Origin of the sequence: Mycobacterium sp., assembly GCF_035314905.1 — a bacterium.
Classification (GTDB): domain Bacteria; phylum Actinomycetota; class Actinomycetes; order Mycobacteriales; family Mycobacteriaceae; genus Mycobacterium.
In genome coordinates this window covers 1-26,449 of record NZ_DATFYW010000137.1, presented here as the reverse complement: position 1 = coordinate 26,449, position 26,449 = coordinate 1, and the positions used below count along the sequence as shown (strand labels likewise).

Below are 26,449 nucleotides of genomic sequence, written 5' to 3'. Positions count from 1 at the left end.
CCGAACGCTGCGCGAGCATCTGGGGCTGGGCGCGTCGTCCAGGCCACGCCGACGACTGGCGTGACGTCAGGCCGCTCACCGCGACGCCCGCTCCGTGGCGTCGCGGATCGCGCCGCGCCAGAGCGGTCCGTGTCCCGGCAGCAGCACATCCGTGTCGAGCATCCCGAGTGCGGCCAGGCTTCGCACACAACCGTCCTGGTCGTGGTTGAACAGGCCGGGCAACAGCTGCGGCCCGCTACGCGTCGACACCGGATGGCCGGTGACCAGGGCATCGCCGCTGACCAACACACCGTCGACCACAAACGAGCAGTGCCCGCTGGTGTGGCCGTGGCTGGGAATCGCCATCGGTGCGCCGGGCAGTGCGGATCCGACGTCCTCGGTGAAGGCCCGTGTGGTCGGAATGCCGTCGCGAACCAGCCCGCCCTTGCGGGTGATGGCCAGGGTCCAGTTCAGCCAGCGCGGCTGCCAGATGTGTGGGGCGAGGTCCAGCGGCGATACCTGCTCCAGGTACTCACGCTTGGCGTGACCGACTTCGTCCGCGTGGCAGTACACCGGTGTGCCATGGGTTTTCGCGAACCAGATCGCCGACCCGAAGTGGTCTATGTGCGCGTGGGTCAACAGGATCGCGCGCACGTCGTCGATGCCGAACCCCAGCTGCCGCAACGAGGCGAGGACGTCGTCGCGGCTGCCGGGAAATCCGGCGTCGATCAGCATGACGCCGTTTCCATCGGTGACCAGCGTCCAGTTCACGAGGTCGGTGTGGGCGAAGTGCACGCGGTCGGTGACCGCTGTCAGCGCCGGTGCCATGGTCGCGAGTCTAAGCACTGGGGGCGCCCCCGCTCGGGTGGAAGAGTAGAAACGAACACGTGGCTGAACTCAAACTGGGATACAAGGCGTCGGCGGAACAATTCCCCCCTCGAGAACTCGTCGAGCTCGGCGTGGCGGCTGAGCAGCACGGCTTCGACAGCGCAACCGTCAGCGACCATTTCCAGCCCTGGCGGCACAAGGGGGGCCACGCGCCCTTCTCGCTGGCGTGGCTGACGGCCGTCGGAGAGCGCACCGAGCGCATCGTGCTGGGCACCTCGGTGCTCACGCCGACGTTCCGCTACAACCCGGCGGTGATCGCGCAGGCCTTCGCGACCATGGGCTGCCTGTATCCGGGCCGCATCTTCCTCGGGGTCGGGACCGGTGAGGCGCTCAACGAGATCGCCACCGGCTACATCGGAGAATGGCCGGACTTCAAGGAACGCTTCGCGCGGCTGCGTGAGGCCGTGAAGTTGATGCGTGAGCTGTGGCTGGGCGACCGGGTGGATTTCGACGGCGAGTACTACCACACCAGGGGCGCGTCGATTTACGACGTGCCCGAGGGCGGCATCCCGGTCTACATCGCCGCAGGCGGCCCCGCGGTTGCCAAGTACGCGGGCCGGGCGGGCGACGGCTTCATCTGCACGTCGGGCAAGGGCGAGGAGCTCTACAAGGACAAGCTGATTCCGGCGGTGAAGGAGGGCGCCGAGGCGGCGGGCCGCAGTGTCGACGAGATCGACAGGATGATCGAGATCAAGATCTCCTATGACACCGATCCGAAACTCGCGCTGGAGAACACCCGGTTCTGGGCGCCGCTGTCACTGACCGCCGAGCAGAAGCACAGCATCGACGACCCAATCGAGATGGAGAAGGCCGCCGACGCGCTGCCGATCGAGCAGGTGGCCAAGCGCTGGATCGTGGCATCCGACCCCGACGAGGCCGTCGAAAAGGTCGGCGAATACGTGGGCTACGGCCTCAACCACCTCGTGTTCCACGCGCCCGGGCAGGACCAGCGCCGTTTCATGGAGCTTTTCCAGCGCGATCTGGAGCCCAGGCTGCGAAAGTTGGGCTGATTCAACACGCATGAGGCAGGCTGGAGACGTGCCCGACGGCAAACGGCAGGCTTCCAGCATCTACGTCACGTCGCCCGAAGGTGATACCGGTAAATCGACCATCGCGCTGGGCGTGGTGCACCGGCTGGCTGCGAGCGTCGCCAAGGTCGGTGTCTTCCGCCCCATCAAGAGGCTCGGCGAAGACCGCGACTACATCCTCGAGCTGCTGTTGTCCCAAGCCACCGCGGGTTTGCCCTACGAACAGTGCGTGGGGGTCAGTTACCAGCAGCTGCATGACGATCAGGAGGCCGCGATCGGCGAGATCGTCGATCGGTATCACGCGGTGGCCGACCAGTGCGACGCGGTCGTCATCGTCGGCAGCGACTACACCGACGTCGCCACCCCCACCGAGCTCAGCGTCAACGCCCGCATCGCGGTGAACCTGGGTGCGCCGGTGGTGTTGGCGGTACGGGCCAAGGCACGCACGCCCGACGAGGTCGCCCAGGTCGTCGAGCTGTGCCTCGCCGAGCTGGCCGCCCAGCACGCCCACACCGCCGCCGTGGTGGCCAACCGATGCGATCCGCCGGAGATGCCCGCGGTGGCGAAGGCGTTGGAGCGGTTCGCGCCGCACACGTATGTGCTCCCCGACGTGCCGCTGCTCGTCGCGCCGACGGTCGCGGATCTGCGGGGCGCGGTCAACGGCACGTTGATCAGTGGCGACGAGGCGCTGCTGGCACGCGAGGTCATGTCGGTCCTGGTGGCCGGGATGACGGCAGAGCATGTGCTGGAACGGCTGTCTGACGGTGCCGCAGTGATCACGCCCGGGGATCGCTCCGACGTCGTGCTGGCAGTGGCCAGCGCGCATGCCGCCGAGGGATTCCCGTCCCTGTCGTGTGTGATCCTCAACGGCGGCCTGCCGTTGCACCCCTCGATCGCGGCGCTGGTGTCCGGGCTGGGCCTGCGGCTGCCGATGGTGGCGACCACACTGGGCACCTACGAGACCGCCAGTGCGGTCGCGTCGGCGCGAGGACGGGTGACGATGAGCTCGACGCGCAAGATCGACACCGCGCTCGCGCTGATGGAACGCTACGTCGATGTCGGTGACTTGCTGACACAGTTGTCGATTCCGATCCCGACGGTGATGACGCCGCAGATGTTCACCTACCAGCTGGTCGAATGGGCCCGCAGAGACCGCAAGCGCATCGTGTTGCCAGAAGGCTATGACGACCGGATCTTGCGGGCGGCCGGCCGGCTCCTGCGCCGGAGGGTGGCGGATCTGACCATCCTCGGTGACGAGGCGAGAATTCGTTCTCGCGCTGCCGAACTCGGTGTCGATCTGTCCGCGGCCGAGCTGCTGAACCCGGAGGACAGCGAGCTGTGCGATAAATTTGCCGAGCAATACGCCGAGATGCGAAAGCACAAGGGCGTGACGCTCGAACGGGCGCGCGAGATCATGGCGGACGGTTCCTACTTCGGAACCATGCTGGTGCACAACGGCATCGTCGACGGCATGGTTTCCGGGGCCGCCCACACCACAGCTCACACGGTGCGACCGGCGTTCGAGATCATCAGGACCAAACCCGACGTGTCGACCGTGTCGAGCGTCTTCTTCATGTGTCTTGCCGACAGGGTGCTGACATACGGCGACTGCGCGATCGTGCCAGAACCCACCACCGAGCAGTTGGCCGACATCGCGATATCGTCGGCGCGCACCGCCGAGCAATTCGGCATCGAACCGCGCGTTGCGATGCTGTCGTATTCCACGGGAACCTCGGGCACCGGCGCTGAAGTCGAAAAGGTCAGGGAAGCAACAAAACTCGTTCGTAACCGGGAGCCGAACCTGCTGGTCGACGGGCCGATTCAGTACGATGCCGCGGTCGACCCCACCGTGGCCGCGACCAAGATGCCGGATTCGCCGGTGGCCGGACGGGCGACGGTGCTGATCTTCCCTGACCTGAACACAGGCAACAACACGTACAAGGCGGTGCAGCGCAGCGCCGGGGCGATTGCGATCGGACCGGTCCTGCAGGGGCTGAACAAACCGGTCAACGACCTGTCCCGCGGTGCGCTGGTGGAGGATATCGTCCACACAGTGGCGATTACCGCTATTCAGGCGCAGGAGACGTCGTGACAGAGACGGTGCTGGTTCTCAACTCCGGCTCTTCATCACTGAAATATGCCCTGCTGGAACCTGATTCAGGTAAATCGCTGGCGGTGGGTATCGTCGAACAGATCGGGGAGGGCTCGTCGTCGGCGGAACTGCAGGTCGGTGACCAACGTTTGGAGCGCAGCTACCAGATAGCCGACCACGAGGCCGCCCTGCGAACCTCCTTCGACATGTTCGCCGAGGCCGGCGAGCATCTGGAGAAGCTCGGACTGATCGCAGTGGGCCACCGAATCGTGCACGGCGGCAGTAAGTTCTACCAGCCCACCGTGGTCACCGACGAGGTCATCGCACAACTCGAAGAGCTGTCCCCGCTAGCGCCGTTGCACAATCCGCCGGGGATACTGGGGATCCAGGTGGCCCGCAAGGTGCTACCCGACCTGCCGCATATCGCCGTGTTCGACACGGCCTACTTTCACGACCTGCCCGCAGCCGCCGCCACATACGCGATCGACCACGAAGTCGCCGACGTGTGGCAGATCCGGCGCTACGGGTTTCACGGGACGTCACACCGTTATGTCAGCCAGCAGGCCGCGCAGTTCCTGAACACCACGTGGGAGTCGCTGAACCAGATCGTGCTCCATCTCGGCAACGGCGCGTCGGCGTCGGCGATCGTCGGTGGGCGGCCCGTCGACACGTCGATGGGGCTGACCCCGATGGAGGGTCTGGTGATGGGGACGAGGTCTGGCGACATCGATCCCGGCGTCGTGTTCTACCTATGGCGGACCGCGGCGATGGATGTCGGCAAGATCGAGGACATTCTCAATCGACGCTCCGGCGTGTACGGGCTGGCCGGTGCGATCGATTTCCGGCGGCTGCACGAGGAGATCGAATCGGGCTCGCAATCCGAGCGGGCCTCAGCGCAGTTGGCATACGACGTCTACATCCATCGGCTACGGAAGTACATCGGGGCGTACCTGGCGCTGCTCGGTACCACCCACGTGCTGACGTTCACGGCCGGCGTCGGCGAAAACGACGCCGCCGTGCGCCGCGACGCGGTCTCCGGCATGACCGGCCTCGGCATAGAACTCGACGAGCAGCTGAACAACAGCCCGGACAAAGGCCCTCGGCGCATCTCGGTGGAGACGTCGCCGACCACGCTGCTGGTCATACCGACCAATGAAGAGTTGGCCATCGCCCGCGCCTGCGCCGCCGTGTGTCGAGCGGGTCCGAAGACCGCCTAGAACGTGCTGGTGGGGCGCACGGCGTTGGCCATGTCCACCAACGCATAGCGATGCGCGCGGGTCGGCGCGACCCGTGCCAGTCCCCGCAACGACGCCTCGACACCCAGCTGCAGCCCGTGGCTGGTGAACGGGAAGCCCAGGATGTGGTTCGTACTGGGCTTGTTCTCGCCGATCCAGTCCAGCGCGGTGCCCAGCACCAACGCCCGGATCTGCAGGACCCGCGGCTCGGTGTCCGGCAGCGCTTCCACGCGGCGCGCGGCGTCACGGATCTGCTCTTCGGTGAGCTCGCCCATCGACCGGCCCGACAGCAACGCGACGGCGCTGGTCAGCCGTGCGGTGGTGAAGTAGCGCGATGTGGCAGGCACCGCGTCGAGCGTACGTACCGCGCCCTCGCGATCGCCCTCGGCCGATTTCGCCCGTGCCAGCCCGAAACCCGCGGAGATCACGTTGTTGTCGGTGCTCCAGACGGTGTCGTAGAACTTCACCTCGTCGGTATTGCCGGCCAACTCAGCCGTCGCCGCCAGCGCAAGCTTCGGTGCCAGCTCGCCCGGGAACGTGTTCAGCACTTCGGTGAAATGCTCTGTGGCCGAGTCATAGTCAGTCGTCAGCAGCTCCGACACGGCACGGAACCAGATCAACCGCCACTGCCAACCCACCCGCTCGGCCAATTCGTCGAGCTTGCGGGTGGCCTTTGTCACGTCGCCGAGGTCGAGCAGCGCGCGCACCTCCATCAGCGGGAGCTCCACGGACTGGGTGATGTCGATGCCTTCGGGGTCCAGCGCTCCATGCCGCGCGGCACGCAGTGAATCGAGCGTCTGCACCGGCTGGCTGAGCACCGTGGCCGACAGAACCGGCGCGGCGACATCGGCGGGGTCCACCAAAGGCACCGGCAGTGCGGTGACGATCTCCTTAGCCGTCAGCTTCTCCGAGTGCACCCGTCCGTCGAGGTAGACGTCGGTGTGTGCGACCAGCAGATCCACGCCGAACGTCGCCCGCGAGCGGCTGAAGATCGTCGACAGGCCCGGTCGCGGGGTTCCGCTGTCATGCGCGACGACTTCCCGCAGCACACCGAGCAACTGACCCGACATCTCCTCGGCGCTGCTGAATCGCCGCCTGGGGTCCGGATCTGTGGCCCGCCGCAGCAGCCGCGCGTAGGAGTCGTAGATGGTCAGCACCGGATCGTCCTCCGGCAGCCCTTCGATGTAGCGACCCTTGCGGGTCCGCAGGCTCAACGTCAGCGCGGCCAGCGTGCGCCCGACCGTGTAGATGTCGGTGGCGACGGTCGGCCCGGTCTTCACGATCTCGGGCGCCTGATAGCCCGGCGTGCCATACAGGTAGCCGTACGAGTTGATCGCCGACACGGCGCCGAGGTCGATCAACTTCAGCTGTTCCTCGGTGATCATGATGTTCTCCGGCTTGAGATCGTTGTACGCCAAGCCGATCGAATGCAGGTAGCCAAGGGCGGGAAGTATTTCCAGCATGTAGGCGATGGCCTGGGCTACCGGCAACCTTTCGCCCTTCGCCTGTTTGAGCGAACGGCCGCCGACATATTCCATCACGATGTAGCCGACCGGGTTGCCGTGCTTGTCGTCGTGTTCAACGAAGTTGAAGATCTTCACGATCGACGGATGCGCCACCTCGGCCAGGAACTGCCGCTCGGCCATCGCGATCGACTGGGCCTCCGCGTCGCCCGCGTGCACCAAACCCTTCAGCACCACCGGCCGCTCGTTGACGTTGTGGTCAACCGCCAGATACACCCAGCCAAGGCCGCCGTGGGCGATGCAGCCCTTGATCTCGTACTGACCGGCGACCATATCGCCCGCACTCAACTGCGGCAGAAACGAATACGTGCTGCCACAAAACGGGCACCAGCCCTCGCTGTGGGCCTCGCCTTCTGGCGTCGAGCGGCCCACCGGCCGGCCGCAGTTCCAGCAGAACCGGTTGGACTCGGCCACCACCGGGTTGGTCATCAACGCCGTGAGCGGGTCGATCTCGGGCACCCGCGGGATCTCGACCAGGCCCCCGCCGAGTCGTCGAGTCGGGGACAGCTGGCGCGTCACGGTCGTGTGGTCATCGGCATCCCCGGTGGTCGCGTCGGTGGTGTCGGTGCCGGCGTCCTCATCGAGCCGCGGCCGGAAGATGGCCTGCGTCGCCATCGGCCGCAGCGTCGACGACGAGTCCACGCCGAAGTCAATTCCGAAGGCCGCCGGCGCGGTGCCGACGTCATCTGTCTGCTCTTCCCGGTCGTTGCGGTCTGTCGGCTGTTCCCGCGAGCGCTCGTCGCGCACTTCGCCCGACTTCGAAGGCTCGGTCATCAGTCCGAATACCTCGCCGGCGGCGCGCTGGGAGCTGGGCCCAGGACGGAGAACCACTTGCGGTACAACGTATTCCACGTGCCGTCACGGCGAATCCGCTCGAGTGTGCCGTTGACGAAGCGCACCAGCCCGGTGTTCTGCAGATTGATCCCGATTCCGTATGGCTCGGTGGCCATATCCTGGCCGACGATGTGGAGATAGGGATCCTGCGACACAAGACCGGCCAGGATCGTGTCGTCGGTGCTGACCGCGTCGACCTGCCGCTGCTGCAGAGCGACGAGACAGTCGGCCCACGTCACCACCGACACGATGATCGGTGGCGGGCTGATCCGCTCGAGCCGCTTGATAGACGTCGTGCCGCTGGCCGCACAGACGCGCTTGCCGGACAGATCCGACGGAGCCGAGATCGCCGAGTCGCGCGGTGCCAGGATGCGCTGGTTGGCCATCAGATACACGCTGGAGAAGTTCACCTGCCTGCGCCGCTCACACGTGATGCTCATCGACTTGACGACGATGTCGACTTCGTTGTTCTGCAGGGCCGCGATGCGATCGGCCGACGACAGGATCCGGTACTCGACCTGCGACGGGGTGCCGAAGATGTCCCGCGCCACCTCGCCGGCGACGTCGACGTCGAACCCGGTGATCTCCCCGGTGATCGGGTCGCGGAAGCTGAGCAGATTGCTGCCGATGTCGAGGCCGACCAGCAGCCGGCCGCGCTGGCGGATGTTGGCGACCGCGGCATCAGCCTGGGCCGGATCGGTGAACGGACGCAGGCTGGCGGTCCGGTCACAGTTTTCGTTCTCGGCCGGCGGCGGGGCCGCGAGCGGAGGCAACTCCTGCATGTCCGCGGGCGTGGGTGCCGCAAGCGTCAGTTGCGGATCGGTGGTCATCAATTGCGAACGCGTGCACCCGCTCAGCAGTGAGACGACCGCGGCGATGACGACGAACGCCTTCGCGCGAGCGCTCATCGGTGCTTTTTTCTTCTTCGCGCGAGCGCTCATCAGCGGTACTCGCTCATGCGTGGCCACAGCCCGACCGTCACCGCCACCGCGGCGACCACGCTGAGGATGACGGTGCCGACGGTGGCGCCCGAGAGCACACCGCGGGCGTTGAGGATGTCGTCACGCAGCTGGCGGCGGCTTTCCTGGATGCCGTTGTCCAGCGCCTTTTCCAGTTCTTCGAACGCGGGGGTGGAATCCTCCTCACCGGTGCCCAGCGCCACCTGGGTCGCGGCCTGGTAGTTGCCGACCGCGATGTAGGAATTGATGCGCTCGTCGGCCTGGCGCCAGCGGCTCAGCAATTCGTCGGCCTGCTGGAGGTCCGCCTTGTCGATCGCGTCCTTCCGCGACAGGTATTCGGTGATCTCCTTGTGCATCATGTCGATCCGCTGGTAGTAGGACTGTTTGCGGACGTCTTCGTCACCGCGCCGGATCAACGACAACGTCTCATCGGCCCGGGCCTGCTGCGCGGTGATCGCAAGGGTTGTCACCGTCTTGAGGGAATACGCCGCCGTGTTTTTGGCGTCCCTGCTGTTGGCGGTGGAAATCGCGAGCACCGTGCTCACCCATATCACCATAATCAGCACGGCCAGCCCGCCGGCGACGAAACCGATGTTGAGGCGTCGCTGTGTTTTTCGCGCGAGCCACCGGTTGGAGAACGCGCCGAACAGCAGCGTGGTCAACACGATCCCGATCACCGGCGCGGGGATGCGCGTGGACCCGGACGTCTCGGCGTCCACGTGGGCCGAGGTCACCTCGTAGAGTCGCTGCGCATCCGGCAGGATCATCGTCTGCATCATCGACGACGCCTCGGACAGATACGACGATCCGACCGGGTCGCCGGCCCGGTTGTTCGTACGTGCGGTTTCGATCAGCCCGGTGTAGACGGCCAGGCGGGCGTTGATACGGCCCAGCAGTTGCTGCATCGCTGGATCGGTCAGCCCGCTCGACGCCTGCGTCAACGCGACCGCCGCGTCGCTGATGGCCTGCTCATATCTCTGCCGCACGTCGCGCGGCTCGGCGCCAGCGATGAACGCGGTGGCCGCCGCGGCGTCAGCCACCGACAACGTCGTGTAGAGCCGTCCGGCCGCGAAGGCCAGGGGCTCGGTGTGGTTCAGCACGGTGGTGAGCGCTTGCTGGCGGCTGTTGATCGTCGTGGAGGTGGCGAACGCACTGGCCACCACCAACGCAATCAGCACCACGCCGCTCAGCAGGATGCGCCCGGGGGTCGTGGACATGAACCACCAGCGGGGATGGGCCGGATGAACCGGCGACCGCGAAGCCAGTGGCTCGGTCGACGGATGCGCCAGCTCCATGGTCACCGGTCGCCCCTCTCGCAATGTATAAGCGAATTCTAAGAGCAGTCGTTGCCGCTCGGGTTGGTTCGAACCGCCATATCCTGAACACGTGCGAGGCGACGGTGACGGCTGGGTGATGTCCGACACAGGCGCCCGGTTCTGGGGCCGGCACGGGGCGGCGGGTTTGCTGGTGCGTGCGCCGCTGCCGAACGGGGCGCCAGCTGTGCTGCTGCAGCACCGCGCGCCCTGGAGCCATCAGGGCGGGACCTGGGGCCTGCCCGGCGGCGCACGCGACAGCCACGAAACCGCCGAGCAGGCCGCGGTGCGTGAAGCCCACGAAGAGGCCGGGCTGCCGGTGGAGAAGGTGGTCGTGCGTGCCGCCGTCGTCACCGCCAGGGCGAGGGGCAGTCACTGGACCTACGTCACCGTCATCGCCGACGCGCCGCATCCGCTGGAGACAGTGCCGAACATGGAAAGCGCCGAGCTGCGGTGGGTCCTGGAGGAGCAGGTGAACGAACTGCCGCTGCATCCGGGGTTTGCGGCCAGCTGGCACCGGCTGCGCTCCGAGGTGGCCAGCGTGCCGACGCAGCCCGGTCTGCCACGGACCGTCGAACTCGAGTCCGGGGAGTTCGTGTGGTGCACACCCGCCGAGCCCGGCGAGAGGCCCTCGCCGCTCTCCGGCCGCATCAACTCGCTGCTGCAAGCGCCGCGCTGAGCCGCTGCGCGGCGGCGCGCGGGTCATCGGCCCCGGTGATCGCCCGGACCACCACGACTCGGCGGGCCCCCGCTGCGAGCACCTGCGCGAGCCGGTGCTCGTCGATGCCGCCGATCGCGAACCACGGCTTGTCGCCGCCCATCGCCGCTGCCGCCCGCACCAGGGCCAGGCCCGCCGCCGGGCGCCCCGGTTTGGTCGGGGTCGGCCAGCACGGCCCCACGCAGAAGTAGTCCACCTCCTCGGTCAACGCCACAGCGGCCTGGCCCGGGTCGTGGGTCGACCGGCCGATCAGCGTCGATGGCCCGACGATCTCGCGCGCGACCGGCAACGGCAGGTCGTCCTGCCCGAGGTGCAGCACGTCGGCGCCGGCCGCGTGGGCGATGTCGGCGCGGTCGTTGACCGCCAGCAGCGCGTCGTGCCGCCGCGCGGCGTCGGCGAGCACCTCAAGGGCGGCCAATTCGCCGCGCGCCTCCAGCGGGCCGAACCGCTGCTCGCCGACCGAGCCCTTGTCGCGCAACTGGATGATGTCCACGCCGCCCGCCAGCGCGGCGTCGGCGAACCGCGCGAGGTCGCCGTGTTCGCGGCGGGCGTCGGTGCACAGGTACAGCCTCGCTTGCCGAAGACGCGAGGCGAGCCGGTCGCGAGCTGGGTGCACACCGCGACGCTAGCGACTAGCGTGGATGGCCGACACGGGAGTCCCCGGAGCGGGACTGAGAGTGGGCACAGCGACCTGCCCTTACCGTCACACCTGATCCGGGTCATGCCGGCGAAGGGAGAGGAATGTCTACTGATCGCGTCGCCGTGATCGGCGGTGGCGTCATCGGACTCGCCGTCGCGCGCCGACTGGCGCTTTCCGGCCTGAAGGTGCGCGTTCACCGCACCGAGCAGCTGGGCTCGTCCTGGGTGGCCGGCGGGATGCTGGCCCCGCACAGCGAGGCCTGGCCCGGCGAAGAACGGCTGTTGCAGATCGGGCTGGAGTCGCTGGCGATGTGGCACGACTCCTCCCCAGCGGGATTCCTCGCCGACCTGCCCGACGACGTCGTGACCGCTCACGAATCGCTGGTGGTCGCGGTTGACCGCGCCGACGCCGCCGATCTGCGCACGGTCGGGGAGTGGCTGGCCGCGCAGGGCCACCCGGTCACCTTCACCACCAGCGCCCGCGACGTCGAGCCCCTGCTGGCCCAGGGCATCAGGCACGGTTTCCGCGCCGTCACCGAGCTTGCCGTCGACAACCGGGCGGTGGTCTCAGCGCTGGCCGCGCACTGCGAGCGGCTGGGGGTCGAGTGGGCGCCGCCCGTCGCGGACCTGGCCGAGGCGGGCGACGCCGACGCGCTCGTCATCGCCAACGGCGTCGACGCCCCGACGCTGTGGCCCGGCCTGCCGATAAGGCCCGTCAAGGGCGAGGTGCTGCGGCTGAGGTGGCGGCCGGGCTGCATGCCCGTGCCGCGGCGGGTAATCCGGGCGCGGGTGCACGGGCGTCAGGTGTACCTCGTGCCCCGCGTCGAGGGGGTCGTCGTCGGCGCCACGCAGTACGAGCACGGCCGCGACACCGCACCCGCGGTGACCGGGGTGCGCGAACTGCTCGACGATGCGTGCACGGTGATGCCCGCGCTGGGCGAGTACGAGCTCGCCGAAGTGGCGGCCGGCCTTCGGCCGATGACGTCCGACAACGTGCCGCTGGTGGGCCGGCTCGACGACCGCGTGCTGGTGGCGGCGGGCCACGGCCGCAACGGGTTTCTTCTGGCGCCGTGGACCGCCGAGAGGATCGTGACAGAACTGAATGTGAAAGTGCCGTCGAGATGATCGTGACCGTCAACGACAAACGCGTCGAAGTCGACGCCAAGATCACGGTCGCGGCGCTGCTCGAGCAGCTCGGCTTCCCCGACAAAGGCGTTGCGGTGGCGCTCGACTGGTCGGTGCTGCCCCGATCGGGCTGGGACACCACGCTTTTTGACGGCGCGCGCCTCGAAGTTGTGACGGCGGTGCAGGGTGGCTAGTTCTGATGCCCTGCGCGCAAGCGGTTCATCGGTGCCGAAGCTGACCATCGCGGGGCGCAGGTTAGGTTCCCGGCTCATCCTGGGCACCGGCGGCGCGACGAATCTCACGGTGCTCGAGGAGGCGCTGGTCGCGTCGGGAACCGAGCTGACCACCGTCGCGATGCGCCGCATCGACGCAGCCGGCGGCACCGGTGTGCTGGATCTGCTGAAGCGGCTCGGCGTCACACCGCTGCCCAACACCGCCGGATGCCGCGGCGCGGCCGAGGCCGTGCTCACCGCGCGGCTGGCCCGTGAGGCGTTGCAGACCGACTGGGTGAAGCTCGAAGTGATCGCCGACGAGCGAACGCTGCTGCCCGACGCGGTCGAATTAGTCCGTGCCGCGGAGATTTTGGTTGACGACGGGTTCGTTGTGCTGCCATACACCAACGACGACCCGGCGCTGGCTCGCAGGCTCGAGGACACCGGCTGCGCCGCGGTGATGCCGCTCGGGTCACCGATCGGCACTGGCCTTGGGATCGCGAACCCGCACAACATCGAGATGATCGTCGAGGGGGCCGGGGTTCCGGTGGTGCTCGACGCGGGCATCGGCACGGCGAGCGACGCCGCGCTGGCGATGGAGCTCGGCTGCGACGCCGTGCTGCTGGCCAGTGCGGTGACCCGAGCCGCCGACCCGCCGGCCATGGCCGCCGCGATGGCGGCCGCGGTCACCGCCGGCTACCTGGCCCGGCATGCCGGGCGGATTCCCAAACGGTTCTGGGCGCAGGCGTCGAGTCCTGCACCGGAGCCGGGGGGCCGGCGAGGGCCGAACCCGTCCACGCAGACATGACCGGCCGCTACGTCGCAATCGGAAGCTCGATGGCGGCCGGCCCCGGGATCAGGCCGGGCGCGGCGGGAGCGCCCTTCTTGGCCGGCCGGTCGGCCCGCAACTACTCCCATCTCGTCGCGAAGGAGTCAGGACTCGACCTAGTCGACGTGACCTATTCCGGCGCGACGACCGCCCACGTGCTGTCCGACAAGCAGAACGGCGCGCCGCCACAGGTCAGCGCGCTCGATGGCTCGGAGTCGTTGGTCACGATCACAATCGGCGGCAACGACGTCGGGTACGTGCCGCTGCTGATGGCGGCGTCTCTGCCGTGGCCTGCCCGGCTGGTGCCGCTGCTCGGCTGTCGGCTGCGGGAGCTGCTCGACCGGGACGCGCGCGACCGTGCGCTGGCCCAAGCAGCCGGCTCGCTGCGCGAGGTCGGGCGGGTGGTGCGGCAACGCGCACCGCGGGCGCGGGTGCTGTTCGTGGATTACCTGACGCTGCTGCCCCCCGCGGGGCAGAAGGCCCCGCCGATGTCGCAGGCCGACGCGGACCTCGGCCGCCACGTCGCCGACACCCTCGAGCGGGTCACCGCCGACGCCGCGAGGGAGACGGATTGCGGCGTGGTGAAGGCCGGCGAAGCCAGCCGCGAGCACCATGCGTGGTCGTCGGATCCGTGGACGACGAGATTCGGGTTGCCGCTGCCGGGACGCCCGGCGCCCCTGCACCCGAACGCCGCCGGCATGCGCGCGGTGGCTCAACTCGTGGCCGCGGAAGTCGCCAAGTTGTGACCGATCCGCCGGGCGCGTCATCGTCGCAGCGCAAGCTTCTCCAGTTACCGTCTGCCGGTGCAATCGACCGTATGCGCAGGATGCCGGGCGATTTCGCGCCGCGACATGCTGAAAATCGCGGCCGCCGCGCCGATGGCCGCGAGCCTGTCGACCATGGCGGCAACGATGACCGCCCCGCCCGCGATTGCGTCGTCCCCGATCGCCGGGATGATCGTCTTCCTGGACCCCGGCCACAACGGCGCCAACGACGCCTCCATCAACCGCCAGGTGCCCAATGGTCGCGGCGGGACCAAGGAATGCCAGACCACCGGCACCACGACTGACGACGGCTATCCAGAGCACACGTTCAACTGGGATGTGGTGCTGCGCATCCGCGCAGCGCTCACCCAGGCGGGTGCGCGCACCGCGATGTCGCGCGGCAACGACAGTGCGCTGGGCGCGTGCGTCGACCAACGCGCCGCCATGGCCAACGCGTTGCACCCCGACGCGGTCGTGAGCATTCACGCCGACGGCGGACCGCCGGACGGCCGGGGCTTTCACGTCAACTACTCCAACCCGCCGCTCAATGCCGCTCAGGCGGGTCCGGCCGTGCGACTGGCTCAGATCATGCGAGACCAGCTGGTGGCGGCGGGCCTTCAGCCGTCGACGTACCGAGGCTCCGACGGGCTCTACGGGCGCGCCGACCTGGCCGGTCTCAACCTCGCCCAGTACCCGTCGATCCTGATCGAGATGGGCAACATGAAGAACCGCGACGACGCCGCGGTGCTGGAAAGCCCTGACGGCCGGGCCCGATTGGCGGCAGCCGTCGTGTCCGGCATCTCCGACTACCTTTCGCAGGCAGGCCCACAGGCCCGGTAGCCGCGGGCGTGTCCGTGCCATCATGGGCCCCATGATCGCGCTCAGGGGCCTGACCCAGCTTTCCGGCCAGACCCGAGCGATCGACGACCCGACGTGCCGCATCGAGCCCGGCTTCGCGACCATCGACGGCCGCGGCGCTCGTCGCCAACCGCCGTGACGCGTGAGAGCGGCGGCTAACGTGGGCTCAGTGGCACGCAGACGGACGGCAGCTGCGGCGCTTTTGACCGTGCTGGCGTTACTCGCGGCCGTTGCCGGCTGCAGCCGGGACCAGTCGGCGCCGGGTGCGGGCGGCTACGCCGCAAGCCTGCGCCAGAAGGTGACCACCGACGCGATGGTGGCCCACCTCGCCCGACTGCAGCAGATCGCCGACGCCAACGCCGGCAACCGCGCTGTCGGCACTTTCGGCTACGACGCCAGCGTGGACTACGTGGTAAACACGTTGAAAAGCAAGGGTTTCGATGTGCAGACCCCGGAGTTCGATTTCCGGCAATTCCACGCCGACCCGCCGGCGCTGACCGTAAACGGCGCAGCCATCGAATCGTATGCGCTGGAGTACACCATCGGCACCGCGCCGCAGGGCGTAAGCGGCCCGCTGGTTGCGTCGCCGGTCGACGACATCGCCGGCTGCGCGGCGCCTCACTACGACGGGCTGCCGGTCGCCGGCGCGGTGGCGCTGGTCGACCGGGGCGGCTGCCCGTTCGCAATGAAGCAGGCCGCGGCAGCCCAACGCGGCGCGGTCGCGCTGATCGTCGCCGACAACGTCGACGAAGACAAGATGGACGGCACACTGGGCGACAAGACCGACGTGCGGATACCGGTGGTCAGCGTGAGCAAAGCCGAGGGCGCCCGGCTGCGTTCGGCGCCCGGCCGAACGACGATCAAGCTCAACGCCGCCGTCACACCTATCACGGCTCGCAACATCATTGCGCAAACGAAGACCGGTTCGACGCAGAACGTGGTGATGGTCGGCGCGCACCTGGACAGCGTCGCGGCCGGTCCCGGCATCAACGACAACGGCTCCGGGGTGGCTGCGGTGCTGGAAACCGCTGTGCAGATGGGCAGTTCGCCGCCGATCCGAAATGCCGTGCGGTTCGGCTTCTGGGGCGCAGAGGAATTGGGCTTGTTCGGCTCCGACAAGTATGTGGAGTCGCTGAACATCGACGCGTTGAAAGACATCGCGCTGTACCTGAACTTCGACATGCTGGGCTCGCCGAATCCCGGTTACTTCACCTACGGCGGCAACCAGCCGGCGCCGCCGCATCCGGACCAGGGCGCGCCTCGGATTCCGGACGGATCGGCCGGCATCGAACGCACACTGGTCGCCTACCTGACCACTGCCGGAAAGACAGCCGAGGAAACGTCTTTCGACGGCCGGTCCGACTATCAGGGCTTCACGAAGGCCGGCATCCCCGCGGGCGGGCTGTTCACCGGCGCGGAGGAAAAGAAGAGCGCCGAACAGGCCCGGCTCTGGGGCGGCCAGGCCGACCAGCCGTTCGACCCGAACTACCACCAGAAGGCCGACACACTCGACAACATCAACCGAACTGCGCTCGGCATCAACGGCGAAGGCGTCGCCTACGCCGTGGGCCTCTACGCACAGGACGTCGGCGGCCGCAACGGCGTGCCGATCCGCGATGACCGCACCCGTCAGCTGCTCACGGATTCGTGACCGGTCATCGTGAGGACCATGCGGTACCGTGCGCGTCCCTGTTCCATCGCGGCATAGGCCTCGGCCGCGTCACTCAGCGGCCGTTCCTCGATGCGGGCGCGCACGCCGGACAGCATCGCGAAGTGCATCGTTTCCTCGACATCGCGGGCGGTGCCGGACGGGTGTCCGGTCACGCTGAGCGACGGAGAAATCAACTGAATCGGGCTGATCGGCAGCGGCTCGGGCGTCACACCGACGACGACAAGCTCGCCTCGCGGACTCAGGCCGCCCACCGTCTGGCCCATAGCTTCGGAGTTTCCAACGGTCGCCAATACGGCCGACACTCCGCCGAGGGCCTGCAGCGCCGCGCTGACATCGCCTGCGGCCGAATCGACGTAGTGGTGGGCACCGAGCCGGCGCGCGTCCTCGGCCCTGGCCGCACCCCGCGCAATCGCGATCGTCTCGAATCCCATCGCGCGTGCGAACTGGACACCGAGGTGCCCGAGGCCGCCGAGGCCCAGGACCGCCACGCGGTCGCCCGGGACGGCCCGCGTCCCGCGAAGCGCGTGATAGGTGGTAACACCCGCGCAGCCCATCGGAGCGGCCTCGGCGAACGAGAGCCCGTCCGGTATCCGGGCGAGTGCGTTGGCCGGCACCGTTACCGACTGCGCGTATCCGCCCGGATAATGCCAGCTGGGCACCTGCCCGTTTTCGCAGTTGATGAAAAAGCCTTTACGACAGGGAACGCACGTGTTGCAGCACCCACCGAACCACCCCACGGCCACTCGGTCCCCGACGGCGAAATTGTCCACCTCCGAGCCCAATTCAGCGATCGTTCCGGCAATCTCGTGGCCAGGTGTCAGCGGCCAGTTGATTCCCGGGAATCCGCCGGTGACGAAGGCGCGGTCGGTGCCGCATATCCCGCAGGCGGCGACGTCGATGCGCACCTGGTCGCGCGCGGGCGGCGGCGTTTCGACCTCGACCAGCTCCAACGGACCGCTTGCGGACTTGACTTGAACCGCTTGATGACTGGCCATTTCCGTCCTCTCTCACCCATCGCGCCGACGGTATGAACCCTAAAGCGTGTCGACCAACTCTGTCGGCTGTTCGGCACCGCCCTTCTCGGGCGTCTTCGGTTCAGGCCGCCGGTGGGTGTGAACGTCGGTTCCCGCTTCAGCCGGGCCGGTTTCACCGGCATACGTGGGGTGCTGGTCAGCGCCGTCCCGCCGGCGGGCGTTGGTGGCCCGGCCACCCGCTCGGCGGTCCGGGGATCGGTCGTGATGGGTGTGGCCCCAGACTCCACACCATGGGCGGCGCGACCGCCGGAGAATGATTGCCACGATGAAGTGGGCCGAGTACGCACCCGGGGTGGCTCAGTTTCCGGGCTACCACCGGGCCTGGCTGCGCGGTGACATTTTGGCGGGCATCACGGTGGCCGCCTACCTCATCCCCCAGGTCATGGCTTACGCCAGCCTCGCCGGCCTGCCGCCGGTCGCCGGATTGTGGGCCGCGCTCCTGCCGCTGGCCCTGTACGCCGTACTCGGATCATCCCGGCAGCTTTCGGTTGGTCCGGAGTCGACGACCGCGCTGATCACGGCGGCGGTCCTGGGCCCGATCGCCATCGGAAACCCGGCGCGTTACGCCACGCTGGCCGCGGTGCTTGCCATCCTCGTGGGTGCGATGACGTTAACAGGGGGCATCATCCGGCTGGGGATTCTCGCCAACCTCCTGTCGCGGCCGGTTCTCGTCGGCTACATGACCGGAGTCGCGCTCGTGATGATCGCAAGCCAACTCGGCAAGCTCACGGGGGTCGCGGCGACCGGTGACCAGTTCTTCGAGCACATCTGGTCTTTCACCGCAGGAGTGACGCGGGTGCACTGGCCGACGTTCGTGTTGTCCCTGTCGGTCCTGGCACTGCTGTTGGTGCTGGACCGGTTCGTGCCTCGGGCGCCGGGTCCGCTGATCGCCGTGCTGGCTGCGACCGCCGTGGTCGCGGGATTTTCGCTGCAGAACAAGGGCATTGACGTCGTCGGCCGGATCCCGGCGGGGCTGCCGACGCCCGGCCCGCCGCACGTGGCGCCTCATGACCTCGGCGCGCTGCTGATGCCTGCCGTCGGGATCGCCATCGTGGCGTTCTCCGACAACGTTTTGACCGCACGCGCATTCGCGGCCCGCAACGGTTACGAGGTCGATCCCAACGCCGAACTGCGTGCGTTGGGGATGTGCAACATCGGAGCGGGTCTGACGCATGGCTTCCCCGTGAGTTCGAGCGGAACCCGCACTGCACTAGGGGATGCGGTCGGCGGCAGGACTCAGGTGTACTCGCTGGTGACGCTGGTGTCGGTCCTGGCCGTCATGCTGGTCGGAGGCAACTTGCTGGCGCTTTTCCCGACCGCGGCGCTCGGCGCACTCGTCGTCTACGCCGCGCTGCGGCTCATCGACGTCGCGGAGTTCACGCGGCTCGCACGGTTTCGGCGCAGCGAGCTCGTCTTGGCGCTGGCCACCACCGCAGCCGTGTTGGGCATCGGCGTGCTGTACGGAGTGCTCGCCGCGGTGAGCCTATCGATCCTCGACCTGCTGCGCCGGGTGGCCCATCCGCACGACAGCGTTCTGGGGTTCGTTCCAGGTGTTCCAGGCATGCACGACCTCGACGACTACCCCGAGGCCAGCCCGGTGCCGGGCTTGGTGTTGTACCGCTACGACGCGCCGTTGTGCTTCGCCAACGCCGAAGACTTCCGCGCTCGGGCACTCGCCGTCGTCGATACGAACCCGGTGCCGGTCGAATGGTTCGTGCTCAACGCGGAGGCCAATGTGGAGGTCGACCTGACCGCGCTGGACGCGCTCGATCAGTTGCGCGCCACCTTGGCCGGGCGCGGGATCGTCTTCGCGATGGCGCGGGTGAAGCAAGACCTGCGGGATTCGCTACAAGCCGCCGGGCTGATCGACAAAATCGGCGCAGACCGGATCTATTTGACGCTGCCCACCGCGGTCGAGGCATTCCGGCAGCGCCAGCAATTCAGCGATTAGTGCCGACTCATGACCGGCGCGCGGCGTACACCGCCGCGCCCACACCAAGGACCACGGCGCCGGCGACCACCGAGGTGACCGGAAGGGACAGGGCCAAAACCAAGCATCCGACCATCCCCGCGCCCGGGACAGCCCGGCGTGCCAGCGTCCACGCGGAGGCGTTGGCGATCGCGTAGTAGACGAGCACGGCGAAGGAGGAGAAGCCGATCGCACCTCGAACATCGGCCGTGGCGGCGAGGACCGCGACGACCAGACCGACCGCCAGCTCGGCTCGGTGGGGTACCCCGAACCGCGGGTGCACCGCCGACAGCGCACGAGGAAGGTGACGGTCGCGAGCCATCGCGAGCGTGGTTCGCGACACACCGAGGATCAGTGCGAGCAGGGAGCCGAGCGCGGCCACCGTCGCGCCGATCCGCACCACCGGCTCGAACCACGGTGCCCCGGCGGCACGGACGGCGTCGGCCAGCGGAGCGGCCGCCCGGGCCAGCCCGTCGCTGCCGAGTACCGTCAACACCGCGACGGCCACCACCGCATAGACCACCAGCGTGATCGCCAGCGCGACCGGAATCGCGCGGGGAATGGTCCTCGCCGGCTCACGTACCTCCTCACCGAGCGTCGCGATGCGGGCATAGCCGGCGAACGCGAAGAAAAGCAGCCCGGCCGCCCGCAGCACCCCCCCGACGTCGCCGCCGATGTGCACGCGGGCGAGGTCGGCGTGCCCGGAACTGGCAACCACCACGACAACGGCCGCCAGCACGGCCAGCACCACCGCCACGATGACCCGGGTGAGCAGTGCGGATTTCTGGATGCCGAGATAATTCACCGCGGTGAGTGCGACTACCGCAGCCACCGCGACCGCATGCGCCTGGGCAGGCCACGCGTAATACCCCACCGTGAGCGCCATCGCCGCACACGATGCGGTCTTGCCGACGACGAAGGCCCACCCTGCGAGATAGCCCCAGAACCGGCCGAGCCGTTCACGGCCGTAGATGTACGTGCCGCCGGACTGCGGATAGCGAGCCGCCAGCCGTGCAGAGGAGTTCGCGTTGCAGTACGCGACGACGGCGGCGACGGCCAACCCGATCAGAAGACCGGAACCCGCCGCTGCCGCGGCCGGGGCCAGCGCAGCGAAGATGCCCGCGCCGATCATCGATCCCAGGCCGACGACCACGGCGTCGGTCAGTCCGAGACGGCGTTGGAGGTGGGGGCCGGGCTCGGTCAAGGCGTGGAGGTTCGGGCTAACCGTTGTTGCGAATCAGGTTGGCGCTGAGGTACGCCAGATAACCCAGAGACCCGATCACGGCCAGCCGACGGGTCTGTGGTGCGGCCAGCCCGACCCCGAGAAGTGTCTCGATTCCGCCGTTTATCGCGATGTGCTGGCGGGTGTTGTCAGGGAACGCCATTTCGGTTATCGATTCGAAAGCCTCGGGTTTGGCGAAATGAGCGAGGCCCATAGTTGCGATCGCCAAGCCGGCGAGCCGGGTGATGGTTGACATGCGCTGGCTTTCTGATCAGGCGATCGCGTAGTCGCTCAACGCGAAACGGGCCTGCTCGGCGATCGCGTTATGCGTCGAGGTCGGGCGGAGTAGCGTCGCTTCCCCGCTGTGGTTGAAGTAGTAGGACCGCGACGTGGCGCAGTCCCCGTCGTAGAACACGGAGTTATCGAGCAGATGCGTCATCCGGTCAAGGAACCGGGCGTTGGCCTGTTCGGTGATTTCGAACGTGGTGCCCCCGCGGCGGTGCAGTTCACCGAAAAGCCTTGCCATGTGCCGCATTTGGTATTCCATCGTGTTGAAGAACGAGAGGCCGCTGAACGCATACGGGCTGGCCAGGCTCAGGTAGTTCGGGAAGTACGGAATCGACAGGCCCTGGTAGGCCTGGAACCGGTTGTCGCGCCACCACTTTCCGAGATTGCGACCTTCGCGGCCGATGACCTCGATCGCAGGGAAGTTGGCGTCCCACAGGTCGAAGCCGGTAGCGAGCACAAGGGTGTCGATCACATTCTTGGTGCCGTCGCACCCGACGATGCCGTCGGGCTCGATGCGTTCGATGCCGGCGGTCTGAAGGTGCACGTGCCGCTTGGTGAACGTGCGGTAGTAGGAGTTGGAGAACGTCGGCCGCTTGCATCCGAAGTCATAGTCCGGGGTGAGCCGCTTGCGCAGTTCGTTGTCGCGGATCGACACGAACCGGTGGATCTTGGACAGGTCGGCCGCGGCGATGTTGAGCCGCCGGAAGTAGCGGTAGTGCAGCACCGCGGAGACCATCACGAGTTCGAAGATCCAGTCGGTCACCCATCGCCCACTCCGCTGAACAAACGGCACCCGTGCGAACAGTCGCTGAACCGACGGCGCGAACCGGAAGTCGACCTTCGGGACAACGAATATCGCCGTGCGCTGGTACACGGTCAGGTCGGCGGCCCCTTTCGCCAACTCGGGGATCAGCTGAACCGCAGTCGCCCCGGTACCGATGACCGCGACCCGCCGCCCGGCGAAGTCGTAACCGTCGTCCCATGCGGTGGTGTGGATCACCCTGCCGTCGAAGCTGCTGATACCGGGGATGTCGGGGGTGTGCGGCTGCGACAGAAACCCGGTCGCGGTGATCAGGAACCGGGCGGTCAGCGTTTCGCCGCCCGCCAGCGCGACCCGCCACACCTGCGCGTCGGCGTCCCAGCGGGCGCCGTCAACGGCGGTATTGAACCGCATGTGGCGGCGCACGTCGTACTTGTCTGCGACGTGGTCGGCATAACGCTTGAGTTCCTCGCCCGGCGCGAACAGCCGTGACCAGTACGGGTTGGGCTCGAACCAGTACGAATAGGTGGTGGATGGAATGTCGACAGCGAGCCCGGGGTAGCGGTTGACGTGCCAGGTGCCGCCCAGGTCGCTCTCCCGGTCGACGATCACGATGTTCTCGTAGCCCAGCCGCTTGAGCTGAATCGCCGCACCCATCCCACCGAAGCCGGCACCCACGATGACCACGTCGGATAGCTGCGTGCCCATGCCCAGACGGTACCTTACCGAGCGGTAGGCCCGTCAGACGAGCGATCCCCCCGGCTCGTCCGTCGATTTTCTCGCCGCACCCGCCCAAATCGGTTGCGCAGCGGCAGGGCGGTCAGTTGTATATCGGTGGTGGCGGCTGTCGTGATGCCCTGGAGCGGGGCCCTCGCCGCGTGGCGCAGAGAAGAGCTGCGCACCAACCTGTGGCTGGTGCCCACTGTGGAAGTGGTGGCCGCGGTCCTGCTGTTCTGGGGCACGGTGACCTTGGACCGGGCCGTCTACAACGGTCGGTTTCACGCCCCCAGCTGGATCATCAGCGGAACCGCCGATGCTGCGCGCCAGATCCTGACCGCGATCGCCGCATCGGTGATCACCGTCGTCGGCATCGTCTTTTCCATCACGATCGTGACGTTGACCCTGGCCTCGACCCAGTTCGGTCCGCGGATGCTACGCAACTTCATCCGCGACCGCGGCACGCAGCTCACCCTGGGAACCTTTGTGGCGACGTTTGTCTACTGTGTGGTCGCGCTGGTGTCCATCGGTCCCGGTGGGCACGGCGACTTCGTGCCCCACATTTCGATCACCACCACATTCGGGCTGGTGCTGATCGACCTCGCCGTACTCATCTACTTCATTCACCACATCGCCACCCAGATCCAGCTGCCCGAGGTGATCGCCGGCATCGCCAAAGATCTCGCGCAAGCGGTGGAGGTGCAAAGCGACGACTCCACTCGGTCTGTCCCCGAGGTATGCAGCAATCGCGGGTCTCTGCACGAATTGATCGCCACGATCGAAACCGACGGCTCCGTCATCCGCACACCCAAAAGCGGCTATCTGCAGTTCATCCGACACAAGACGCTGGTGCGCATCGCCGCCCGCGCCGAAGCGGTGATCCGGCTGCCCTACCGGCCGGGCCACTTTCTCGTCGAGGGACGGGAACTGGCAGCGGTGTGGCCCCCGGAGGCTGCCCACGAGGTGGCGCGATACCTCGAACGCGCCCAAATCACGGGACCGCACCGGACGCTCACCCAAGACGTCGCCTTCGGGATCGATCAACTTGTCGAGATAGCCATCCGGGCGCTGTCGCCGTCGACAAACGACACCTTCACCGCACTGACCTGTGTTGACTGGCTCGCCGACAGCCTCTGCAAAATCGGCCGGGTCTGGGCCCCGACCCAGATTCATCGCGACAACAGCGGGGAGATCCGGCTGATCTCCGATCAGGTCAGCTTCGAGCGGCTGATCCAACGCGCGTTCGAGAAAATTCGCCAGGCCGGTCGCGGGATGCCCGCGGTGATGATTCGCCAGCTCGATGCGTTGACCACGATCATGGAGCAGACCACCGACGCCGTGGCGGCCCGGGTGCTGATGGAGCAAGCCGCCATGATCCAGCGCGCCAACCTGGAATCGGTCCCCGACGAATCCGACCGCGCCGACGTCCAACGCCGGTACAGCGCACTGGAGACCATCTATGAAGGGCTCACCATGTCGCGCTGAGCCATCGCGAGCTGCGGCTGAAGATCCGCTGAAGAGTTCCGGTGTTTGGTGGACGTCAACCACCGACCTCGCCGATCGTGAGGAAGTGACCGTGACCCGCAGGCTCGCCGGGCGGCTGATGCTGGCCGTCGTCGCGGTGCTGGGCTTGATGGCCGTGCCGGCATGCGCGCGCCCGGGCGCCGGCGGGCCGGGAATCACCTGGCCGGGTCAATTGCTGAGTCGACTGGGCGGAGCAGCCGCCGCGGCCCCAAGCCCAAGCCAGGCGGTGGCGGCCGTCGTCGACATCGACACCACCATCGGCCGTCGACGTGCGGTGGGAGCGGGAACGGGCATCGTGCTCGATTCGCAGGGTTTGGTGTTGACCAACAACCACGTGATCGAAGGGGCCACCGCGATCAGCGTCACCGATGTCGGCAATGGCCGCGCGTACGACGCCCGGGTGATTGGTCATGACCACCGTCACGACATCGCGCTGCTGGCGCTGAGTGGCGCGAGCGGACTCGCCACTGCGCCATTGGGCGATTCATCGCAACTCGGGGTGGGGGACACGGTCGTTGGGATCGGCAACGCCGGCGGGAAGGGCGGCGCGCCAAGCCGCGCCCCGGGCACCGTCACCGCCTTGAACCAAACCATAAGCGCCAGCGACGATTTGACCCACAGGTCGGAGCTGTTGACCGGATTGATCCAGATCGCCGCTCCGATGCGCCCGGGTGACTCCGGCGGCCCCCTGGTGAACAGTCTCGGCCAGGTGATCGGCATAGACACCGCCGCCACCGACAGCTATCGAGTCGAAAGAGCCGGTGGCGGGCGGGGGTTTGCCATCCCGATCGACGAGGCATTGCAGATCGCACACCAATCGTCGGGGGCGCACGCGTTTACCTCACGCACGGCACCGCCGCGGTTTGCATCTGGGTGAGGTCTGTTGGTGCGGGAGCCTGGGTTCCGGAGGCGGTCGCGGAGACCGTGGGCACCGGAGTGGCGGAGGTAGTCGGGGTTTCGGTCACTGCGGATGTCGCAGTGGTGTAATCACTGGCCGGAAAGTCGGTTCCGAGGGTCAGCTGGACTATGTCGGCGCCAACGGAGTCGGACGCGGTGGCGGTCAGATCGAGCTGGTCGGCAAGCGCGTGGGCGGCCTCGCCGGCGTCCTGGCCGTATTCAATGGTGCTCTCCTGTGCGATCGCCGTGGCCGAGGTGGCGGTCCCCGGCGTGAACCCTCTGCCCGCAAGGGCCTTTTGCACGGAGGCTGCCAGACCGTCATGCTGCGACGCATTGATCACGTTGAGGGCGGTGTTGACGTGGGGCGCCGCAGTTGGGGATACGGTCGAAGCAGGGGAGCGGCCGCCGACGAGGTCACGCACGATGCCCCGGATGGTCGGCACGTCGATGTAGTTGACGTCCTCGCCGTCTGAGTCCTGGCCGAATTCGGTGATCGGCAGCGTGTACAGGGACAGGTCGCTCCCGGTCATCGGCGACGCGTGCTCGACGAACCCGGCCAGGTCGAAACCGGCGTCCACCGCGACGTTCTGGCGGGCGACATCGATGAGGTTGTTCAGTGTGCTCGGACGGTCGAGGGCTCCCCCGGTGCGCAACGCGCTGACAAGCGAGGCGATGAAGGCCTGCTGGCGACGTGTCCGGTCCAGGTCGGTGAACAAGTCGTCATTGATGTCGCGTCGTTGACGCACGAACGCCAGAGCCTGGGCGGCGTCGATTTGCTGGACACCGCGATGAAAGTCCGCGCCAGAGTAGCTATCAGCGGTATCGGCGTTGAGGCACACGGTGATGGGCTCGACCACCTTGGCAATCTGGAAGAACGCCACCAGGGTCAGTTCAATGAAATGATCGATCGGGATCTCCAGCAGGTGACGGACGGTGCTGATCTCGGCTTTGCGCCCCGCTTCGCGTGCCGCCTGCTCCTGGGCCTCCGTTACATCGGTCGGGAACTCTCCGGTGCCGTGAGGATCGAGCACGTGCGCGTAGGCCAGCCCGTAAGCCTGTTTGATCTTTCCCCGGCACGGCCCCCCGGGGCACTGCGGGAGATCCACGTAGTCGTCGCGTGGAATGGACATGGCCGTGACGGGGCCGTCCGCGGCCGGTATGTGCAGCACGATCAACACGTTGGCGTTGTAGCCGCCGACATTCTCGTCACCGGCGTGGAGCGCATCGTAGATATCGCGCGGCAATGGACGGCCGTGCTGATCGAGCCGGCTGTCCAGTCCCATGATCAGGATGTTTTGATCACCGCCCCCGGACACAGGCACTCCCACCAACGCCTGTGACGTGGTGATTCCGGCGGAGAAATGCCGAAG

At 67.6% G+C, this 26,449-nt stretch carries 24 protein-coding genes and 1 riboswitch; of the genes, 14 read left to right on the top strand and 10 right to left on the bottom strand.

Annotation, left to right across the window (positions count from 1 at the left end; all coding sequences use genetic code 11):
* Nucleotides 1-75: 75 nt before the first annotated feature.
* On the bottom strand, nt 76-807 hold the full coding sequence (locus VKG81_RS11730; RefSeq protein ID WP_324396085.1) for an MBL fold metallo-hydrolase: 732 nt from the start codon (nt 805-807) through the stop codon (nt 76-78).
* A gap of 59 nt (nt 808-866) precedes the next feature.
* Here VKG81_RS11730 and fgd point away from each other — a divergent pair, with 59 nt between their 5' ends.
* From fgd to VKG81_RS11715, 3 genes are read left to right on the top strand one after another with little or no spacing between them, the layout of a single operon-like run.
* Nucleotides 867-1,877, top strand: a complete 1,011-nt coding sequence (fgd, locus tag VKG81_RS11725; protein ID WP_324396084.1) for a glucose-6-phosphate dehydrogenase (coenzyme-F420) — start codon at nt 867-869, stop codon at nt 1,875-1,877.
* 28 nt (nt 1,878-1,905) lie between these two features.
* Nucleotides 1,906-3,987, top strand: a complete 2,082-nt coding sequence (gene pta, locus VKG81_RS11720) for a phosphate acetyltransferase (RefSeq protein WP_324396083.1) — start codon at nt 1,906-1,908, stop codon at nt 3,985-3,987.
* Nucleotides 3,984-5,204, top strand: a complete 1,221-nt coding sequence (locus VKG81_RS11715) for an acetate kinase (RefSeq protein WP_324396082.1) — start codon at nt 3,984-3,986, stop codon at nt 5,202-5,204. The genes pta and VKG81_RS11715 overlap by 4 nt, the downstream gene beginning before the upstream one ends.
* Here VKG81_RS11715 and VKG81_RS11710 read toward each other — a convergent pair.
* The 3 genes from VKG81_RS11710 to glnX are packed head-to-tail and all read right to left on the bottom strand — an operon-like array spanning nt 5,201 to nt 9,839.
* Nucleotides 5,201-7,519, bottom strand: a complete 2,319-nt coding sequence (locus VKG81_RS11710; protein WP_324396081.1) for a serine/threonine-protein kinase PknG — start codon at nt 7,517-7,519, stop codon at nt 5,201-5,203. The genes VKG81_RS11715 and VKG81_RS11710 overlap by 4 nt on opposite strands.
* The gene (locus VKG81_RS11705; RefSeq protein WP_324396080.1) at nt 7,519-8,487 is read right to left on the bottom strand and encodes a glutamate ABC transporter substrate-binding protein; all 969 of its coding nucleotides are present in this window, start codon (nt 8,485-8,487) and stop codon (nt 7,519-7,521) included. The genes VKG81_RS11710 and VKG81_RS11705 overlap by 1 nt, the downstream gene beginning before the upstream one ends.
* 32 nt (nt 8,488-8,519) lie before the next feature.
* The gene (gene glnX / locus VKG81_RS11700; RefSeq protein WP_324396079.1) at nt 8,520-9,839 is read right to left on the bottom strand and encodes a protein kinase G-activating protein GlnX; all 1,320 of its coding nucleotides are present in this window, start codon (nt 9,837-9,839) and stop codon (nt 8,520-8,522) included.
* An 85-nt stretch (nt 9,840-9,924) separates the two neighbouring features.
* Here glnX and VKG81_RS11695 point away from each other — a divergent pair, with 85 nt between their 5' ends.
* On the top strand, nt 9,925-10,530 hold the full coding sequence (locus VKG81_RS11695) for an NUDIX hydrolase (RefSeq protein WP_324396078.1): 606 nt from the start codon (nt 9,925-9,927) through the stop codon (nt 10,528-10,530).
* Here VKG81_RS11695 and thiE read toward each other — a convergent pair.
* A complete protein-coding gene (gene thiE / locus VKG81_RS11690) occupies nt 10,502-11,185 on the bottom strand; it encodes a thiamine phosphate synthase (RefSeq protein ID WP_324396077.1) in 684 nt (227 codons plus the stop codon). The genes VKG81_RS11695 and thiE overlap by 29 nt on opposite strands.
* Before the next feature lie 24 nt (nt 11,186-11,209).
* A riboswitch (TPP riboswitch) is annotated at nt 11,210-11,322 on the top strand.
* Between thiE and thiO the strand changes: the two genes are divergently transcribed.
* The 7 genes from thiO (at nt 11,311) to VKG81_RS11655 (ending at nt 16,647) form a co-directional block, all read left to right on the top strand.
* Nucleotides 11,311-12,333 carry a glycine oxidase ThiO gene (gene thiO, locus VKG81_RS11685; RefSeq protein WP_324396076.1) on the top strand — a complete coding sequence of 341 codons (1,023 nt, stop codon included), beginning with the start codon at nt 11,311-11,313 and terminating at the stop codon, nt 12,331-12,333. (Overlaps the previous riboswitch by 12 nt.)
* Nucleotides 12,330-12,527 (top strand): sulfur carrier protein ThiS, encoded by a 198-nt coding sequence (thiS, locus tag VKG81_RS11680; protein WP_324396075.1) that lies wholly within the window; start codon nt 12,330-12,332, stop codon nt 12,525-12,527. Before thiO ends, thiS begins: the two co-directional genes overlap by 4 nt.
* A gap of 31 nt (nt 12,528-12,558) precedes the next feature.
* Nucleotides 12,559-13,353 carry a thiazole synthase gene (locus VKG81_RS11675; RefSeq protein ID WP_324396074.1) on the top strand — a complete coding sequence of 265 codons (795 nt, stop codon included), beginning with the start codon at nt 12,559-12,561 and terminating at the stop codon, nt 13,351-13,353.
* A complete protein-coding gene (locus VKG81_RS11670; RefSeq protein WP_324396073.1) occupies nt 13,350-14,120 on the top strand; it encodes an SGNH/GDSL hydrolase family protein in 771 nt (256 codons plus the stop codon). Before VKG81_RS11675 ends, VKG81_RS11670 begins: the two co-directional genes overlap by 4 nt.
* 132 nt (nt 14,121-14,252) lie before the next feature.
* Nucleotides 14,253-14,978: an Rv3717 family N-acetylmuramoyl-L-alanine amidase gene (locus VKG81_RS11665; protein ID WP_414685245.1), complete on the top strand. Its 726-nt coding sequence runs from the start codon at nt 14,253-14,255 to the stop codon at nt 14,976-14,978.
* Nucleotides 14,979-15,009: 31 nt separating this feature from the next.
* The gene (locus VKG81_RS11660) at nt 15,010-15,135 is read left to right on the top strand and encodes a hypothetical protein (protein ID WP_324396072.1); all 126 of its coding nucleotides are present in this window, start codon (nt 15,010-15,012) and stop codon (nt 15,133-15,135) included.
* A gap of 30 nt (nt 15,136-15,165) precedes the next feature.
* Nucleotides 15,166-16,647: a M28 family metallopeptidase gene (locus VKG81_RS11655; protein WP_324396071.1), complete on the top strand. Its 1,482-nt coding sequence runs from the start codon at nt 15,166-15,168 to the stop codon at nt 16,645-16,647.
* Here VKG81_RS11655 and VKG81_RS11650 read toward each other — a convergent pair.
* Nucleotides 16,626-17,663: an alcohol dehydrogenase catalytic domain-containing protein gene (locus tag VKG81_RS11650; RefSeq protein WP_324396070.1), complete on the bottom strand. Its 1,038-nt coding sequence runs from the start codon at nt 17,661-17,663 to the stop codon at nt 16,626-16,628. The two genes, VKG81_RS11655 and VKG81_RS11650, sit on opposite strands and share 22 nt — an antisense overlap.
* Before the next feature lie 292 nt (nt 17,664-17,955).
* Here VKG81_RS11650 and VKG81_RS11645 point away from each other — a divergent pair, with 292 nt between their 5' ends.
* Nucleotides 17,956-19,653 (top strand): SulP family inorganic anion transporter, encoded by a 1,698-nt coding sequence (locus VKG81_RS11645; protein ID WP_324396069.1) that lies wholly within the window; start codon nt 17,956-17,958, stop codon nt 19,651-19,653.
* 7 nt (nt 19,654-19,660) lie between these two features.
* On the opposite strand, the gene VKG81_RS11640 is transcribed toward VKG81_RS11645, so the two are convergent.
* From VKG81_RS11640 to VKG81_RS11630, 3 genes are read right to left on the bottom strand one after another with little or no spacing between them, the layout of a single operon-like run.
* Nucleotides 19,661-20,875, bottom strand: a complete 1,215-nt coding sequence (locus tag VKG81_RS11640) for an APC family permease (RefSeq protein ID WP_324396068.1) — start codon at nt 20,873-20,875, stop codon at nt 19,661-19,663.
* A 16-nt stretch (nt 20,876-20,891) separates the two neighbouring features.
* On the bottom strand, nt 20,892-21,149 hold the full coding sequence (locus VKG81_RS11635; protein ID WP_324396067.1) for a hypothetical protein: 258 nt from the start codon (nt 21,147-21,149) through the stop codon (nt 20,892-20,894).
* A 15-nt stretch (nt 21,150-21,164) separates the two neighbouring features.
* Nucleotides 21,165-22,649, bottom strand: a complete 1,485-nt coding sequence (locus VKG81_RS11630; RefSeq protein ID WP_324396066.1) for an NAD(P)/FAD-dependent oxidoreductase — start codon at nt 22,647-22,649, stop codon at nt 21,165-21,167.
* A gap of 129 nt (nt 22,650-22,778) precedes the next feature.
* Here VKG81_RS11630 and VKG81_RS11625 point away from each other — a divergent pair, with 129 nt between their 5' ends.
* Both VKG81_RS11625 and VKG81_RS11620 read left to right on the top strand, forming a co-directional pair.
* Nucleotides 22,779-24,143, top strand: a complete 1,365-nt coding sequence (locus tag VKG81_RS11625; RefSeq protein WP_324396065.1) for a DUF2254 domain-containing protein — start codon at nt 22,779-22,781, stop codon at nt 24,141-24,143.
* Nucleotides 24,144-24,234: 91 nt separating this feature from the next.
* Nucleotides 24,235-25,059, top strand: a complete 825-nt coding sequence (locus VKG81_RS11620; RefSeq protein ID WP_324396064.1) for a S1C family serine protease — start codon at nt 24,235-24,237, stop codon at nt 25,057-25,059.
* On the opposite strand, the gene VKG81_RS11615 is transcribed toward VKG81_RS11620, so the two are convergent.
* Nucleotides 25,019-26,449: LCP family protein (locus VKG81_RS11615; protein ID WP_324396063.1), on the bottom strand; the 1,431-nt coding region annotated here is incomplete at its 5' end. The genes VKG81_RS11620 and VKG81_RS11615 overlap by 41 nt on opposite strands.